The following is a 17000-nucleotide window of genomic DNA, read 5'->3' on the forward strand; positions in this document are numbered from 1 at the left end:
GCTCCGTGGCGGGCACCCATGCCGCCAAGGGTCCCGCGACGATGGGCCGGCAAGGACCAGTTGAGTTGGTCGGTCTGCAGAGCTTTCAATCAAGCAGCGGGAAGCTCGCTCAACCGCCCTGCAACGTTTGCGCAGCTGATCGCTGCGCATGCTCGGCCAAACCAACCGGCGTCAGTACTGCAAACTGCCGCTCGCCGCGATCTTCCACGCGCACCCAATCCGGACCCGGCTGGCCGTCCAGGTTCGCCGTCCCCAACCAGGCGAGCGTGCGCAGCAGCACGCTCATGCGCACGCCCAGGTGCTTGCATAGCCGGGCCAGCGACACGCCATCGGGCGCGTCGGCAAGCGCATGCAACAGCTGTGAGGTGAGCTGTGGATCAGCGGACAAGCACTGCTCCGATATCGCGCGGCGCCGCATCGGCGGTTTCGGCGCGGTGCGGCAGCACGATGACCGGAATCGACTTGGAGGTCGGCGTACGCGCCTCGTCGGCGAAACTGGACAACGGCACCAGCGCATTGGTTTCCGGGTAGTACGCGGCCAGGCAGCCACGCGGGATGTTGTAGTCCACCAACAGGAAACGCCGCGCCTCGCGGCGCACGCCGTCCTCGCACAGGCTTTCCAGGTCCACCCAATCGCCCGCCTTCATGTTCAACGCCGCGATATCCGCCCCATTGATGAACAGCACGCGGCGCTCGCCGAACACACCGCGATAGCGGTCGTCCAACCCATAGATGGTGGTGTTGTACTGATCGTGCGAACGCGTGGTGGCCAGCGTAAACACCATCTGCTCGGCGTGGCTGCGGCGCGCGCGGTGGATGGGATTGTCGGTGGGCACCGCATGCGACTTGAACACGGCACGTTGTTCCGGCGTCACCCATTGGCGATCGCGGGCGGTGTTGGACAAACGGAACCCACCCGGCGTACGCACGCGTTCGTTGAACCCGGCAAAGTCCGGAAACACCTGCGCGATGAGATCGCGCACGCGGTCGTAATCGCCCACCAGCCAGCGCCAGCGGATCGCGCTGCGTGCGCCCAGCGTGGCTTCGGCCATGCGCGCCACGATCGCCGGTTCCGACAGCAGGTCCGGCGAGGCCGGCGGATTGATGCCGGCCGACAGGTGCACCATGCTCATCGAATCCTCCACCGTCACGCCTTGTGCGCCGGCATCCTGGATGTCGATCTCGGTGCGCCCCAGACACGGCAGGATCAACGCATCGCGCCCATGCACCAGGTGGCTGCGATTGAGCTTGGTGGTGACATGCACGGTCAATTCGCAGTTGCGCAACGCGCGGTGCGTGGCATCGGTATCCGGCGTAGCGGCAGCAAAATTGCCGCCCATCGCGAAGAACACCTTGCCCCGCCCATCCAGCATCGCCTCGATCGCACCCACGGTATCGAACCCGTCTGCGCGCGGGGGCGCGAAACCGAACACCGATTGCAGCTTGTCCAGGAACGCGGCCGGCGGCTTTTCATAGATCATCATCGTGCGGTCGCCCTGCACGTTGCTGTGCCCGCGCACCGGGCAGACACCCGCGCCGGGCCGGCCCAGGTTGCCGCGCAGCAGCAGCAGGTTGGTGATCATGTGGATGGTCGCCACCGAATGCTTGTGCTGGGTGATGCCCATGCCCCAGCAGGCAATCACGCGCTCGGCATTGAGATAGATCTCGCCGGCCTTGCGCAGCGCGGCTTCGTCCAGCCCGGATTCTTCGACGATAGTGTCCCAGCGCTCCGCGTGCACGTCGGCAGCGAACGCCTCGAAATTGGCGGTGTGCGCCTGGATGAACTCCAGGTCCAGCAAGCGCGGCGTGCCATCGCGCTGCGCCTGCGCATCGCGCTCCAGCACGTGCTTGATGATGCCCTTCACCGCAGCCAGGTCGCCGCCGATCTTGAGCTGGAAATAATCCGAAGCGATGCGCGTGGAGCCGTTGTGCAACATCTCCAGCTTGTCCTGCGGGTCGGCGAACTTTTCCAGCCCGCGCTCGCGCAGCGGGTTGAACGCCGCAATCGCCGCACCGCGCTTGGAGGCCTGACGCAACTCGCCCAGCATGCGCGGATGATTGGTGCCCGGGTTCTGCCCGAAGATGAAGATGGCGTCGGCCAGCTCGAAATCGTGCAGCGACACCGTGCCCTTGCCCACGCCGATCTGCGACCGCAGCGCGGTGCCGGAGGGCTCATGGCACATGTTGGAGCAATCGGGGAAATTGTTGGTGCCGAACTCGCGCACGAACAACTGATACAGGAACGCTGCCTCGTTGCTGGTGCGCCCGGAGGTGTAGAAGATCGCCTCATCCGGCGTTGCCAGGCCATTGAGATGCCGCGCGATCTGCGCAAAGGCATCGTCCCAGCTCACCGGCACGTAGTGGTCGGTCGCAGCGTCGTAGCGCATCGGGTGGGTCAGGCGACCCTGCCCTTCCAACCAGTAATCGCTGTATTGCGACAGCAGGCTGACGGTGTGCGAAGCGAACAGCTCCGGCCCGGCGCGACGTGCGGTGGACTCGGCCGCCACGGCCTTGGCGCCGTTTTCGCAGAATTCGAACGTGGACGTGTGGTCGCGATCCGGCCAGGCACAACCGGGGCAGTCGAAACCGTCCGGCTGGTTGGCGTGCAGCAGCGTCTTGGCGCCCTGCACGGCGATGTCCTGTTCCATCAGGTGCTTGGCCACCGAGCGCAATGCGCCCCAGCCGCCCGCGGGATTGTCGTATTGCTTGATGGTTTTCTTGCTCATGCGGGCTCTCCCACCGCAATGCCCAGATCCAGGCGCTGCGGATGGCTGTAAACGACACAATCGTGATCGCGGGCAAACCCGATCAGGGTCAGTCCCGCACTCTCGGCCAGGCTGATCGCCAGCGCAGTTGGCGCCGAAATCGCTGCGAGCAGCGGAATTCGGGCCTGCGCGGCTTTCATGGCCATTTCGTAACTGGCGCGGCTGGTGACCACCGCGAACCCGTGCGATGCATCGATGCGCGCGCGCGCCAATGCACCGATCAATTTATCCAACGCGTTATGCCGGCCCACGTCTTCGCGGACCAGCTGCACATTGCCCTGCGCATCGGCCCAGGCAGCCGCGTGCACGGCGCCGGTCTGCGCGGCGATGGGCTGCCGTGCATGCAGCGCATCCAGCGCATGCGCCAAGGCATCCACGTCGATCTGCAGCGACGAGTGCAGCACCGGCGGCACACGCAGCACCGCTTCGATGGACTCGTTGCCGCACACCCCGCAACCGCTGCGCCCGTCCAGATTGCGGCGCCGTTGGTCCAACGCGGCTGCGCGCTCGGGCGGGATTTCTATTTGCAGCGAAGCGCCTTCCAGAAACGTCTCCACCGCGATCACGCGCAAGTCCTGCGCGTGATCGACGATGCCTTCGCTCAACGAGAACCCCAGTGCGAAATCCTCCAGGTCCTCCGGCGTGGCCATCATCACCGCGAACGGCACGCCGTTGTAGATGAAGGCGACCGGCATTTCGGCTGCCACCATGTCCTGCACCGTGGCGCTGCGGCCGCCGCGATGGCGACGGACCGTGCGTACCACACTGCCCGGACGCACGGAGCGGGAAGACGGACTGGTCATCTCACCTCAATGGAACAGCACGAAGGCTTTTTGCAGCGTGACCCAGATACCGAACAGCATCGGGATACCCACCGCCAGCCAGGCAAACGCGACCAGCGCGGGGTTGCCGCCATGACCGATGCGCGCCATTTGTTCCGGTGGAATCATGCCGTGCCCGGTGCGGTCGACCTTTTCGTGCGCCAGCTGCTTTTCGCGTGCCAGTTCGTCGGGCGTCATGAAGTGACGTGCGGCCACCGGGCGCACCAACAGATTGCAGATCAGGCCGAGCACGAGCATGCCGGCAAGGATGTACATGGTGGTGTTGTAGACCTGTGACGGCGGGCTGCCGTGCGCCAGCTGGTACTCGCGCATGTAACCCACCACCACCGGACCCAGGATGCCGGCGGTTGCCCAGGCAGTCAGCAGCCGGCCGTGGATGGCGCCGACCATCTGGGTACCGAACAGGTCGGCCAGATACGCCGGAATGGTGGCGAAACCGCCGCCGTACATCGACAGGATGATGCAGAAGATGCCCGCAAACAGCGCGATGCCGCCAATACCGCCAGCCGACGGCGCCGCTGCATACAGGCAGATGCCCAGCACGAAGAACAGCGTGTAGGTGTTCTTGCGGCCGAGCTTGTCGGACATGCTGGCCCAGAAGAACCGGCCGCCGATGTTGAACAGGCTGAGCAGACCGGTAAAGCCGGCCGCGATGGCCGCGATGCTGGCCAGCTGGGTCGGATCCAGGCTGGCGAAGCCCACATCCACGCCGATCAGACGGCCGCCGAACACTTCCTGCAACATCGGCGAGGACATGCCGATCACGCCGATGCCGGCCGAGACGTTCAGGCACAGCACGCCCCACAGCAACCAGAACTGCGGGATGCCCCAGACCTTTTTCACATGCACGTGGTTGGCGGTGATCATGGCGTTGCTGCTGGCCACCGGCGCGGTCCAGCCGGCCGGGGTCCAGCCGCTCGGCGGCACGCGGTAACCGAACGCGCCGGCCATCATGAAGACGAAGTACAGCGCCGCCATCACCAGGAAGGTTTCCATCACGCCCACCGAGGTGGGGGTCGCGAAATGGCGCATCAGCGCATCGGCCAAGGGGCTGCCGATCATCGCGCCGCCGCCAAAGCCCATGATCGCCATGCCCGTCGCCATACCGCGTCGGTCCGGGAACCACTTGATCAGCGTCGACACCGGCGAGATGTAGCCCAACCCCAGGCCGATGCCGCCGATCACGCCCGAGCCCAGCCACAGCATCCAGATCTGATGGAAGTGGATGCCGACTGCCGAGATCACCAGCCCGCCGCACCAGCACAGCGCCGAGACCACGCCGGCCTTGCGCGGGCCGGCCCGTTCCAGCCAGCCGCCCCAGATCGCTGCCGAGCACCCCAGCAGCACGAAGAACAGCGTGTACATCCACTGCAGCTCGCTGATCTTCCAGTCGCAGGTGGTGGCCACCATGCGTGCGAACAGGCCCATATCGGCCGGGCATGCGATCGACTCGGTGATGCCCAGCGCCTTGGACAACGGCAGCCAGAACACGCTGAAGCCGTAGGCCATGCCGATGCACAGGTGGATCGCCAGTGCTGCCGGCGGTACCAACCAACGATTGAACCCCGGCCGCGCAATGATGCGCTCCTTGGACAGTAAACCGGCGTCTGCGCCGCTGGCTGTCGCCACGGTGGACCCTTGCGTCATTCTCATTTCCCCCAAAAAACCAACGATGAACTGCGAAAACACGGCTGACAGGACTACCACCAACGCCTGGCGGGCGATGGCGACGTCCTGTCGGCCGTTCCGAATACGATTGATAGCTGCAATCAAATAACGCGTTGCGATATGGGCAGCGACACCGACCAGGCCCAACTGGCGGTCGTCTGGCGCATCATCGGCGATCCCTGCCTGTTTGCAATGCTTGCCAGCGCCCTGCAGTGTTGCAAAGCGCCGCCCATACCCATGTCACGTAAGCGTGCCTTGGTGTTAGCGGCCGCAGCTGCGACTAATTGACTAGTCTGTCTGCACTTCGCCAACCGCGTCGCGAAACCCGTCCCCGCGCCGGCTGCACGCGCAGCGCTGCGGCAGGTGCCGGCATCATCCGCTCCCGGCACCGTCCTACCGGAGTACGCACTAACGCGCCGGCCATTCCCGTGCGCGTACCGGCATCTTAGGTGACGGCCGAGGCGCCAGCTGCGTACAGTCGGGCGATCCTGCACGATGGAGCCTGCCATGCCCCACCACCTTCCCAGCGACGCCGCCGATGCGCTGCAGGCACCGACGCAGCTGGATGCCTTCTGGATGCCGTTCACCGCCAATCGCCAGTTCAAGTCACGGCCTCGCCTGCTGGCCTCGGCGCAGGGCATGCATTACCGCGATGTCCACGGCCGCCAGATTCTGGACGGCACGGCAGGCCTGTGGTGCTGCAATGCAGGACATGGCCGCGAGCGCATCGTGGCCGCCATTCGCGAACAGGCCGGCACGCTGGATTTCGCGCCGAACTTCCAGATGGGCTCGCCGCTGCCCTTCGTACTGGCGCAGCGGCTGGCCGCAATCGCCCCGCCCGGCTTGGGCCATGTGTTCTTCACCAACTCCGGCTCGGAGGCGGTGGATAGCGCGATGAAGATCGTGCTGGCCTACCACCGGTTGCGCGGCGAAGGCCAGCGCACCCGTTTTATCGGCCGCGAAAAGGCTTACCACGGGGTCGGCTTCGGCGGCATGTCGATCGGCGGGCTGCCCAACAACCGCAAGTGGTTCGGTCCGCTGCTGGCCGGTACCGATCATCTGCGGCACACGCTGGATCTGCAGCGCAACGCCTATGCGCGTGGATTGCCCGCACACGGCGCGGAGCTGGCCGACGATCTGGAACGGCTGATCACCCTGCACGATGCATCCACCATCGCCGCAGTGTTCGTCGAACCGGTGTCCGGTTCGGCCGGCGTGATCCTGCCGCCGGAAGGTTACCTGCAGCGGTTGCGCGCCATTTGCGACCGCCACGGCATCGTGCTGGTGTTCGACGAGGTGATCACCGGTTTCGGCCGCGTGGGCGACGCATTCGCCGCGCAGCGCTTCGGCGTCACCCCGGACATCATCACCGCCGCCAAGGGCCTGACCAGCGGCACCGTGCCGATGGGCGCGGTGCTGGTGGCCGATGCGATCTTTGATGCCTTCATGCACGGGCCGCAAAACGCGATCGAGCTCTTTCACGGCTATACCTATTCCGGCCACCCGCTGGCCTGTGCAGCGGCGATTGCCACGCTGGACACCTATGCCGAGGAAGAGCTGTTCACGCGCGCGATCACGCTGGGCCCGCAGTGGGAAGACGCACTGCACGGCCTGCGCGGCTCGCCGCATGTGATCGACATCCGCAACATCGGCCTGATCGGCGCGATCGAGCTGGCACCACGCGACGGCGCCCCGGGCGCGCGCGGTTACGAGGTCTTCGAGCGCTGTTTCCACGAGGGCGGCCTGCTGGTGCGCGTCACCGGCGATGTCATCGCACTGTCACCGCCGCTGATCGTCACCCCGGAGCAGATCGGGCAGATGGTGGAGACGCTGGGCAAGATGCTTCGCCAGGTGGACTAGGCTCGGCTGGCCATAGGCAACGACCGCAACGTCGGCGACGGGCGCCCGCGTGTCACGCATGCAGGCAGCCGTCAAGCGCGCAAAGCCGGGGCCGGCTCACTACAATGCCCGCCCCGTCTTCCAGCAGTTGCCGTATGAACATCGTTGTCAAAGAAGAACTCAAGGCCTATATCGACCCGCTGACGCCCGACGAGCACGAGGCGCTGGAACGCAGCCTGCTGGCCGAAGGCTGCCGCGATGCCTTGGTGCTGTGGGGCGATGTGCTGGTGGACGGCCACAACCGCTACGGTATCTGCCAGAAACACGGGCTGCCGTTCCAGACGGTGCAGAACCCGCGCTTCCAGTCCATGCAGGACGTGCACCTGTGGATGATCGAACAGCACCTGGGCCGGCGCAGCGTGTCCGACTTCCAGCGTGGCGTACTGGCGTTGCGCAAGCGCGAGATCCTGGCCGCACGCCAACGCAGCCAGCGCGACGCCGAAGCCGAAGCGCCGGCGGTGGCCGGCGACCAGCCGGACACTGGCCTGGAGCAGAGCAGCACGCACACCGCCGACGACACCGACAGCCCGCCGTGGGACGAAACCTCTACCCCGGTCAGCCGTGCCGAGCTGGCCCGCGAAGCGCGTCTGAGCAGCAACCAGGTGGTGATGATCGAACGCATCCACAAGCAGGCCGCGCCGGAAGTGGTGCAGGCGGTCAAGGCGGGCGAGATTTCGATCAGCGCCGCCGCTGCGGTGGCCACGCTGTCGGAGGACGAACAACGCGCCGCCGCGCAGGCCGGCAAGGCCGAGCTCAAACAGGCCGCCAAGCGTGTACGCGATGCCAAGCGCAAACCCAAGGCCGACGAGGCCGAAGGTGGCGAAGCCGAACGCCGCGACATCAAGGCCCTGCAGCGCCGCGTCACCGAGCTGGAAAACGAGAATGCCGCGCTGCAATCGAAGGTGACCGCACTGCAGGCGCAGCTGGAACGCCTGCGCGGCTGAGTGCACCCGACAGTCGACAGCAGCACGTAGGAGCGCACCTGTGTGCGACAGGCATTCCCGATAAAGCCCGTCGCGCCCAGGTGCGCTCCCGCGACAGCAACAGCCGCTGGGTCGCCCCAACCCAGGCGCAGCTGGAGCACAAGGCACGCAAGACGCGGCCACAACCTGCACACGCGATGGCGCCACCTGCCGTGGACATGCCCTGGTCAAACGACTGGGTACACTTCACCGATGGAACCCAGTCTCAGCACTCCCCGTCCGATCGATCCTCGTCGTGCCCAGTTGCAGCGCATGAAGCTGCTGGCGGTGGCCTTGTTGCTGGCAATGTTCGCCGGCTTCGTCGTCAGCCACCTGATGGGCGAACACGGCATCTGGGCCTGGGTGTCGGCCTTCTGCGAAGCGGCCACGGTGGGCGCATTGGCCGACTGGTTCGCGGTGGTGGCGCTGTTCCGCCACCCGATGGGCCTGCCGATCCCGCACACCGCCATCCTGCCGCGCGGCAAGGAACGGCTGGCCGACGGGTTGGCAGTGTTCGTGCGCGACCAGTTCCTCGCCCCGGATGCGTTGATGGAAAAACTGCGGGTATTCGATCCCGCCAGCCGGCTGGGCGATTGGCTGGCCAAACCAGAGCAGGCACGCATGCTGGCGCAGATGACGCGCGGCTGGATGCTGCAGGCGCTGGAACTGCTCGACGAGGCAGCCGTCCGCCGCGCGATTCAAGGCTTCGTGGTCGACCGCCTGCGCAAATGGAACGCCGCCGCCACCATCGGCGATGTGATGGCCCTGCTCACCACCGACGGCCGCCACCAGAAGCTGCTGGATGAAGTGCTGCTGCGGCTGGGCGAATGGCTGGACCAGGAGCAGGTCAAGACGCGCGCGTCTGCATTGATCGTGCGTTACGCGCGCCGCGAATGGCCCAAGCTGGTCGGCACCGTGAATTGGGTCAAGCCGATCGAAGAGATCGGCGACAGCCTGGCCGACCGCATGGCGCGTGCGGCGATCGAAGAACTGCAGGACATCCTCAAAACGCCCGAGCATCCAATCAGGCTCGACTACGAAGCGTGGCTGCAGGGCTACATCACGCGCTTGCGCGACGAGCCGGAGATGGCCGTGCGCGTGGAAGAACTCAAGCAACGCGCCATCGAACACCCGGCACTGCAGGACTACGTGCAAGGGTTATGGGGCGAAATTCGCGACGCACTGCGCAATGACCTGGCGCGCGAACAATCGTCGATGGCCGCGCATGTGGAGCGTTCCATGCAATCGCTCGGCCGGGCCTTGTCGCAGGATCCCTCGCTGCGTGAAGCGCTCAATCAACATATGTTGCAGGCCGCCGACAAACTCACCGCGCGCTTGCGCACATCGGTCACCGACCATATTGCGTCGACGATGAAAAGTTGGGACGAACGTCACCTCGTCGAACAATTGGAATTGGGGGTGGGACGCGATCTGCAATACATTCGGTTCAATGGAACGTTGGTCGGTGGACTGATCGGACTGATTCTTCACGCGTTGTCGATCTGGCTGTCGTTTTGATGCGGGAACGTCGATCGCCCATCCGAAAATGACGTGCAGGCTTGGGGGACTGCACACAGCCGCCGGATATCGGGCGGCACCACGAGGTCGACGCAGGTCGGCCAGCACTCTGGACACGTAACAGGCAAGGCGAAGGAACGAACATGCCGAAGGGCCGCTGGGATTTGCGCAGGACATACGGGCGTCGCGCATTCTTTGGTGCACTGCTGATTCTGAGCGCCGGCCTGGTTGCCGCCATCGTCACCGGCGTGTGGCTGCAACGGCAGAACGAGCTCGAGCGCCAGCAACGCTTCGACTACGTAGTGCGTACGCTGGCGCGCAACATCAGCGAGCGCATGTCCACCTTCGAGCATGGCTTGCGCGGCGCACGCGGTGCGGTGATCGGCGCGGGCAGCGACATCATCAGTCGAGAACGCTTCACCTTGTATAGCCGCTCGCGGGATTATCCGCGCGAGTTTCCCGGGGTGCTGGGTTACGGCTACATCCATCGGGTCGCCCCGGCCGACGAAGCCGCGTTTCTGCAGGCCGCGCGTGCCGACGGTGCGCCGGACATCCATCGCCGGCCGTTGGCGCCATGGGATGGCGAGCGTTACATGGTGCTGTATTTCGAGCCGGAATCCTCGGGCAACCGCCCGCTCGGCATCGATATCGCCTCCGAGCCGCGCCGGCGTGCCGCCGCCCTGCAGGCCGCACGCAGCGGCGAGCCGGTCATGACCTCGCCGATCTCGCTCTCCGGTTACCGCGTTCCCAGCGAAAGCGGCTTTCTGGTGCTGCTGGCGGTCTATCGGGAAGGCATGCCGTTGCAGACCCCGCAACAGCGCATGCTCGCCACCAGCGGCTGGGTGTATGCGCCTTTCAGCGTCGAGCAGATGGTGCGAAGCGCATTGGGTGAGCGCGACGACGTGGCGCTGGATCTGTCCGACCGCAATGAGCCCACCCACAATTTCTATCGCAGCGGCACGCCAGCCAGCGACAGTGCGCTGCGTCCGCCGGTGGTGCGGCTGTTGCCGATCTACGGCCGCACCTGGGTCATCACCGCCCACCCCACCGCCGGCTTCGTCGCATCGCTCAACCAGAGTTCGCCCTGGTTGATCGGCGGGCTGGTGATGGCCGCCGCGGTCCTGTTGGCCGCCCTGCTGGTGCTGTATTTCAGCAATGGGCTGCGCCGCGAGGAAGTGCTGCGCAAGCAGATGGAACTGGCCGCGCTGGTCAGCCATTCCAGCGAAGCCATCGTTGCCGAAACCCCGGATGGCCGTATCACGCACTGGAATCCGGCCGCCGAGGCGATGTTCGGTTACACGGCCGACGAGGCGATCGATCAGGACCTGACCATGCTGCTGTCGCCGCAGCCGTATGCGATGCCTGAGGTCGACCATGCCGACGCGGCACTGGCGGGCAACGCATCGGCGGCGCAGACCATGCGCCATCGCGACGGGCATCAGGTGCATGTGCTGGCCAGCAAGGCGCCGATCATCGAAAGCGAAGGCACGCTCAGCGGCCATTCGCATTTCTTCCGCGACATCTCCGACCGCGTGCGCTCGCATCAACGCATCATCGACCTCAATGCCTCGCTCGAACACCAGGTCGCCGAACGCACCAGCGAGCTGGTGAAGTTCTCGGTGCTGCAACGCGCGATCCTGGCACACGCCGGCTACGCCATCATCGCCATCGATTCCAGCGGCTTCGTCACGCTGTTCAATCCGGCCGCCGAAAAACTGTTGGGCTACAGCGCGGCAGAAGTGATCGGACGACGCAAGGCCAGCCAGTTCGTCGAGCCCGAGGAACTGCAGGAGCGCGCGCACATGCTGGCCGAACAGACCGGTACGCCGGTGGCGCATACGCTGGAGGCGATCGCCGCACTCACCAGCCTGGGTCGCAGCGACACCAGCGAGTGGACCTACGTGAGCCATGACGGGCGCCGCCTGCCGGTGCTGCTGACCTTGAGCACCCTGCGCGACGACCACGACCAGGTGATCGGCTATCTCGGCGTGGCGGTGGATCTCACCGAGCAGAAGCTGCACGAAAAACAGCTGCGCCTGGCGATGGATGCGGCCAAGAGCGCCAACCAGTCCAAATCCGATTTTCTGGCCAACATGAGCCACGAAATCCGCACGCCGATGAACGCCATCCTGGGCATGCTGTACCTGCTTCAGCGCAGCGAACTGCCCGGCGCCGCGCAGGACATGGTCGCCAAGATCGATCGTTCCGCGCGCACGTTGCTGGAGATCATCAACGACATCCTGGACTTTTCCAAGATCGAGGCCGGGCGTATCGACCTGGAATGCGCGCCGTTCGATCTGAACCAGCTGTTCGATAACATCGCCGACCTGATGCGCTCCTCGCTCAGCGCCAAACCGGTGGAAATGATCGTCGAACCCCTGCCACGCGACAGCCGTTGGCTGCTGGGCGATGCGCTGCGCATCAACCAAGTGTTGGTCAACCTAGTCGGCAATGCGATCAAGTTCACCGAACAGGGCGAAGTGGTGCTGTCGGTACGCCGCTTCCCCAGCGGCGACCCCAACAAGTTCAAGCTGCTGTTTTCGGTCCGCGACACGGGCATCGGTATTTCCAAGGAAAAGCAGAGCGTGATCTTCTCGCCGTTCCTGCAGGCCGACACGTCCACCAGTCGGCGTTACGGCGGCAGCGGCCTGGGTTTGACCATTAGCCGGCGCCTGGTCGAATTGATGGGCGGCGAACTGGAAGTGGAAAGCGTGCCCGGCCGCGGCAGCGAATTCTATTTTGTGGTGACGCTGGAAAAATCCGCGCCACCGCAGGCACAGCGCGAATTGCCGGCCTTGCCGCCGGAAGCGATGCCGCGCGTGCTGATCGCCGACGACCACGATGCAGCGCTCAACAACCTGGTGCGCATCGCCACCGAACTTGGCTGGCGCGTGGATGCGGTGGCCAGCGGACAGGCCGCACTGCAGGCCATCGAACACGCTGCAGAGCCCTACGATATTTTCCTGCTCGACTGGCGCATGCCCGATATCGACGGGGTGGCCATCGCGCGCGAGATTCGTGCACGCGCCACGCCCGGCCCGCATCCGGTCATCGTGATGGTCACCGCCTACGAGCGCCGCCTGCTGGAGCAGCATCCCGAGCAGCAGGATCTGGATGCGGTGATGACCAAGCCGGTGACCGGCGCGGCCCTGCACCGGCTGGTGGAACAGCTGCTCGAGCAACGCCCGGGTACCCGCCCTGCCACGCCGACATTCGTTGCGCGACGCCTGGAGGGCGCCCACCTGCTGCTGGTCGACGACAGCGACATCAATTGCGAAGTCGCCCAGCGCATTCTGGAGGGCGAAGGCGCCATGGTCACCGTCGCCCACGATGGCGAACAGGCAGTGAGTACGCTCAAACGCGCGCCCAACCTGTTCCACCTGGTGCTGATGGATGTGCAGATGCCGGTGGTGGACGGTTACGAGGCCACGCGCCGGTTGCGCCAGATCCCGGCCCTGGCCAGCCTGCCGGTGATCGCGCTGACCGCCGGCGCGTTCCGCCCGCAGCAGGAAAAAGCGCTGGAAGCAGGCATGAACGGCTTTATCGCCAAGCCATTCAACGTCGAAGAACTGGTCACTGCCATTCGTCATTTCCTGCAGCCGGGCACACGGCGCATTCCATCGCTTCCGCACGAGGCGCAGGCGCACGCCGGTCCCGAATGGGAATACAGCGACCCGGAACTGCTGGACGCCGCACGCGCGCGCAGCCTGTGGCGCGAGCGCGAACCCTATGCGCGCTATCTGATCAAGCTGCTGCGCGACAACCCGGACCCGGCTGAGGTAGCCGCCGAGCATCTGCGTCGCAACGAACTGCCGGCCATCGGCGCGATGGCGCACAAGCTGCGCGGCGCGGCCGGCTCGCTCGCGCTGCCGGCCCTGGCCGGTGCAGCCGGCGATCTGGAGACGCGTATCGAGGAAGGACACGACATCACCGCATCGCTGATTGCGTTGAAGGACGTCATGCAGCGCACCGCCGACGCGATCCGGGCATTCTTGCAGCATGGCGACAGCGACGTTGCCGCCGACGAGGAGGGCGTTGCGTTGGATGCAGACAGCGTGCAGATCCTGACATCGGCCTTTGCCAGCGACGATGCCGACCAGATCGACCATGCGCTGTTGATCTGTGCGCCACGCTTGCCGCGCGCGCTGCAGGAAGCCCTGCAACGCGCGGTCGAAGATTTCGACTTCCGCCGCGCCGAAGCCACGTTGCGCGAGTGGCAGGCCACCCACCCGCACTGATCGCTCCCCGAGCGTCTGGCAAGGATCACCATGCCGTCCCGCCCCCTGCTCTGTGTCGACGACGAGTCCAGCAACCTGGCCACCCTGCGCCAGCTGCTGCGCGATGACTTCGCGCTGGTATTCGCCAAATCCGGCGGCGAAGCCCTGGATGCGGTCAGCCGCCACGCCCCAAAGCTGATCCTGCTGGATGTCGAATTGCCCGACATGGACGGCTATGCGGTGGCGCGCGCGCTCAAGCAGCAGCCGTCCAGCAACGCCATCCCCATCCTGTTCGTGACCTCGCGCAACAGCGAACACGACGAACGCCTCGGGCTGGAAGCGGGCGCGGCCGATTACGTCAGCAAGCCCTACTCGCCTGCGCTGCTCAAGGCACGCATCGGTACCCAGTTGAAGCTGGCCGAAAACGCACGCCTTGCCCAGCAATACCGCGAGGCGATCCATCTGCTCGGCACCGCCGGCCAGGGCCAGGACGCCGACACCGGCGCGCATATCTGGCGCATGGCGGTGTATGCGCGTGTCCTGGCCGAGGCGGTGGGCTGGTCGCCGCAGCAGGCGCAGACCCTGCAGGACGCCGCCCCGTTGCACGACGCCGGCAAGATCGCAGTGCCAGGCAGCATCCTGCAAAAGCCCGATTCGCTGGACGAACACGAACGCTCGGTGGTGCGCCAGCACCCGCAAGCCGGCCATGACCTGTTGCGCCACGGCCGCGGTCCGGTGTTTCAGTTGGCAGCGGAAATCGCGCTGCATCATCACGAATGCTGGGACGGCAGCGGGTATCCGCAAGGCTTGTCGGGCGAGGCGATTCCCGAATCGGCACGCATCGTGGCGGTGGCCGACGTCTTCGATGCGCTCTGCGGACGACGCGCCTACAAGGCGCCCTGGACGGTGGAAGACGCCCTGCGCAAGCTCGACAGCATGGCAGGCAAGCAACTGGAACCGCGCCTGGTGCAGCATTTCCACGACGCGTTGCCGCAGATTCTGCAGATCAAGGACGCTTGGGACAGCCCTGCGGCCTAGCGCTGATTCGGGCAGGTCAGGCAACCGCCCATTCGCGATGTCAGGTGGGCTGTCTTTCGCCTTACCCTCACCCCAACCCCTCTCCCGCAGGAGAGGGGCGTTCCCCAGCCGCGATCACTGTCCGCGTGCCGCATCTTGATTCTTCTCCCTCTGGGAGAAGGTGGCGCGTCGCGCCGGATGGGGGTGCGGGCAGCTCGGGGACAACCACCCCACGATGTATCACTTCGCGCATCCCACATCGCCATCGCGCGCTCACGTCAGCGCCAGCCGCGTTAGCCGCCACGTTTTGCATCACGCCAACACCCGCCACCAAGACGCCGCGTCTGCATCCACAAGCACGCACTGTTACCCACGTGCGCTTGAACCCCGCCCCACACCAGCAGACAATACCTATGTTGCGCCGCACAACACCGTGCGACGCGGGCCGCTCCTGCTGTCGTCTGCCGCGCAGGCGGCGCGGCCCCGCAACCAAGAGTCCGATGTCCTCCAGCGTGTCCGAGGCAGGCGCTACGCCGCCGCGTTATCCCGATTACCGCATCATCTCGCTGATCCTGGCGTGCGCCATCTTCATGGAGCAGATGGATGCCACCGTGCTGGCCACCGCGCTGCCGACCCTGGCGCGCGATTTCGGCGTAGCGGCACCAGCCATGAGCATCGCGATGACCAGCTACCTGCTGGCGCTGGCGGTGCTGATCCCGGCCAGTGGCGCCATCCCCGACCGCTTCGGCCTGCGCCGCGTGTTCGGCGCCTCCATCTGGGTATTCGTCGGTGGCTCGATCCTGTGTTCGCTGGCCGACAGCTTGCCCACCATGGTCGCCGCACGTGTGTTGCAAGGTGCGGGCGGCGCCATGATGGCCCCGCTGGGCCGGCTGATCCTCCTGCGCACGGTGGAACGACGCCACCTGGTGTCGGCCATGGCCTGGACACTGGTGCCGGCCTTCATCGGCCCGATGCTCGGCCCCCCGCTGGGCGGTTTTTTCGTCTCGTACCTGGACTGGCGCTGGATCTTCTACATCAACGTGCCGATCGGTATTGCCGGTTTCCTGCTGGTGCGGCGTTTCATTCCGGAGATTCCCACCGAATCGACGCCGGCGCGTTTCGATCTGCGCGGCTTCGTGCTGTGCGGTACCGCACTGGGCTGCCTGCTGTTCGGCCTGGAAATGGTCAGCCAGCAAAACGGCATCGGCGAAGCCAGCTGGCTGCTGGCGATCGGCGGCAGCGCTGGGTTGGGCTATCTCTGGCACGCACGTCACCACCCCGCTCCGCTGCTGGACCTGAGCTTGTTGCGCATCGCCTCGTTCCGGTTGTCGGTGATCGGCGGCGCGCTAATGCGCATCACCCAGGGCGCGCAGCCGTTTCTGTTGCCGCTGCTGTTCCAGATCGGCTTCGGCATGAGCGCCGCGCATAGCGGCCGGTTGATCCTGGCCACCGCGCTCGGCGCACTGCTAATGCGCAGCATCACCCCGCAATTGCTACGTCGTTTCGGCTATCGCAACAGCCTGATCGGCAACGGCGTACTCGCCAGCCTGGGCTATATGGTGTGCGCGTTCTTCCGCCCCGATTGGCCGCCGGCATTGATGTTCGGCCTGCTGCTGTGCTGCGGCGCCTTCATGTCGTTTCAATTTGCCGCCTACAACACCATCGCCTACGAGAACGTGCCGGCCGCGCGCATGAGCCGCGCCAGCAGCCTGTATACGACCTTGCAGCAACTGATGCTCTCGGTTGGTGTGTGTGCCGGCGCGATGATCCTCAACCTGGCGATGCTGGCCGGCGGCCACGCAACGCCGCATCAGAGCGATTTCTCGCTGGCCTTTTGCATCGTCAGCCTGATTTCGCTCAGCGCCACCTGGTGGCACGTACGCTTCGACAAGCATGCCGGGCAGGAAATGAGCGGGCATCGGGCGTAAGCCGGGCCCGCCTGCAGGGCGGCCTGTGTTGGCCCTGTACTTGAGCCGCACAACATAGCGCCTGGACATCCAGCGGGCGCCGCACTCAGGACACGTGGGCGTACGCCGTGCACCATGCCCTGCACGCAAGAGGCCGCCCGGAGGCGGCCTCTGCATCGACTCAATCACGGCGCTGTCGCGACCA

General features: G+C 65.7%; 10 protein-coding genes. 6 read left to right on the forward strand and 4 right to left on the reverse strand.

Going from position 1 to position 17000, the window contains the following annotated elements; translation table 11 throughout:
- Positions 1–109: 109 nt before the first annotated feature.
- Genes ACCQ15_RS12770 through ACCQ15_RS12785 form a run of 4 tightly spaced genes read right to left on the reverse strand, consistent with a single transcriptional unit; the run spans position 110 to position 5254 of the window.
- Positions 110–388, reverse strand: a complete 279-nt coding sequence (locus ACCQ15_RS12770) for a hypothetical protein (RefSeq protein WP_209261624.1) — start codon at positions 386–388, stop codon at positions 110–112.
- Positions 378–2726, reverse strand: coding sequence for an FdhF/YdeP family oxidoreductase (locus ACCQ15_RS12775; protein WP_218502012.1), 2349 nt, complete (start codon positions 2724–2726; stop codon positions 378–380). The genes ACCQ15_RS12770 and ACCQ15_RS12775 overlap by 11 nt, the downstream gene beginning before the upstream one ends.
- Positions 2723–3568, reverse strand: a complete 846-nt coding sequence (gene fdhD, locus ACCQ15_RS12780; protein ID WP_127168119.1) for a formate dehydrogenase accessory sulfurtransferase FdhD — start codon at positions 3566–3568, stop codon at positions 2723–2725. The genes ACCQ15_RS12775 and fdhD overlap by 4 nt, the downstream gene beginning before the upstream one ends.
- A gap of 6 nt (positions 3569–3574) precedes the next feature.
- Entirely contained in the window at positions 3575–5254 is a 1680-nt protein-coding gene (locus ACCQ15_RS12785) for an OFA family MFS transporter (RefSeq protein ID WP_031423106.1), read from the reverse strand.
- A gap of 516 nt (positions 5255–5770) precedes the next feature.
- Between ACCQ15_RS12785 and aptA the strand changes: the two genes are divergently transcribed.
- From aptA to ACCQ15_RS12815, 6 genes are all read left to right on the forward strand, one after another.
- Positions 5771–7135, forward strand: coding sequence for an omega-aminotransferase AptA (gene aptA / locus ACCQ15_RS12790; protein ID WP_372380627.1), 1365 nt, complete (start codon positions 5771–5773; stop codon positions 7133–7135).
- A gap of 134 nt (positions 7136–7269) precedes the next feature.
- Positions 7270–8118: a hypothetical protein gene (locus ACCQ15_RS12795; RefSeq protein ID WP_008571354.1), complete on the forward strand. Its 849-nt coding sequence runs from the start codon at positions 7270–7272 to the stop codon at positions 8116–8118.
- A 231-nt stretch (positions 8119–8349) separates the two neighbouring features.
- On the forward strand, positions 8350–9654 hold the full coding sequence (locus tag ACCQ15_RS12800; protein WP_014090415.1) for a DUF445 domain-containing protein: 1305 nt from the start codon (positions 8350–8352) through the stop codon (positions 9652–9654).
- A 143-nt stretch (positions 9655–9797) separates the two neighbouring features.
- Positions 9798–13892: a CHASE domain-containing hybrid sensor histidine kinase/response regulator gene (locus ACCQ15_RS12805; protein ID WP_372380628.1), complete on the forward strand. Its 4095-nt coding sequence runs from the start codon at positions 9798–9800 to the stop codon at positions 13890–13892.
- 30 nt (positions 13893–13922) lie between these two features.
- Positions 13923–14909: an HD-GYP domain-containing protein gene (locus tag ACCQ15_RS12810; RefSeq protein WP_008571357.1), complete on the forward strand. Its 987-nt coding sequence runs from the start codon at positions 13923–13925 to the stop codon at positions 14907–14909.
- Between the two features lie 479 nt (positions 14910–15388).
- A complete protein-coding gene (locus ACCQ15_RS12815; protein WP_372380629.1) occupies positions 15389–16816 on the forward strand; it encodes an MFS transporter in 1428 nt (475 codons plus the stop codon).
- Positions 16817–17000: the final 184 nt, after the last annotated feature.

Source organism: Xanthomonas sp. NCPPB 1754 (assembly GCF_041475725.2).
Lineage (GTDB): Bacteria > Pseudomonadota > Gammaproteobacteria > Xanthomonadales > Xanthomonadaceae > Xanthomonas > Xanthomonas euvesicatoria.

What these genes read in the sequence shown, in the direction of transcription:
- ACCQ15_RS12785 (WP_031423106.1), bottom strand. Translation starts at nt 5,254, where the DNA reads ATGACGCAAGGGTCCACCGTGGCGACAGCCAGCGGCGCAGACGCCGGT.
- aptA (WP_372380627.1), top strand. Translation starts at nt 5,771, where the DNA reads ATGGAGCCTGCCATGCCCCACCACCTTCCCAGCGACGCCGCCGATGCG.
- ACCQ15_RS12800 (WP_014090415.1), top strand. Translation starts at nt 8,350, where the DNA reads ATGGAACCCAGTCTCAGCACTCCCCGTCCGATCGATCCTCGTCGTGCC.
- ACCQ15_RS12815 (WP_372380629.1), top strand. Translation starts at nt 15,389, where the DNA reads ATGTCCTCCAGCGTGTCCGAGGCAGGCGCTACGCCGCCGCGTTATCCC.
- ACCQ15_RS12775 (WP_218502012.1), bottom strand. Translation starts at nt 2,726, where the DNA reads ATGAGCAAGAAAACCATCAAGCAATACGACAATCCCGCGGGCGGCTGG.
- fdhD (WP_127168119.1), bottom strand. Translation starts at nt 3,568, where the DNA reads ATGACCAGTCCGTCTTCCCGCTCCGTGCGTCCGGGCAGTGTGGTACGC.
- ACCQ15_RS12810 (WP_008571357.1), top strand. Translation starts at nt 13,923, where the DNA reads ATGCCGTCCCGCCCCCTGCTCTGTGTCGACGACGAGTCCAGCAACCTG.
- ACCQ15_RS12805 (WP_372380628.1), top strand. Translation starts at nt 9,798, where the DNA reads ATGCCGAAGGGCCGCTGGGATTTGCGCAGGACATACGGGCGTCGCGCA.
- ACCQ15_RS12795 (WP_008571354.1), top strand. Translation starts at nt 7,270, where the DNA reads ATGAACATCGTTGTCAAAGAAGAACTCAAGGCCTATATCGACCCGCTG.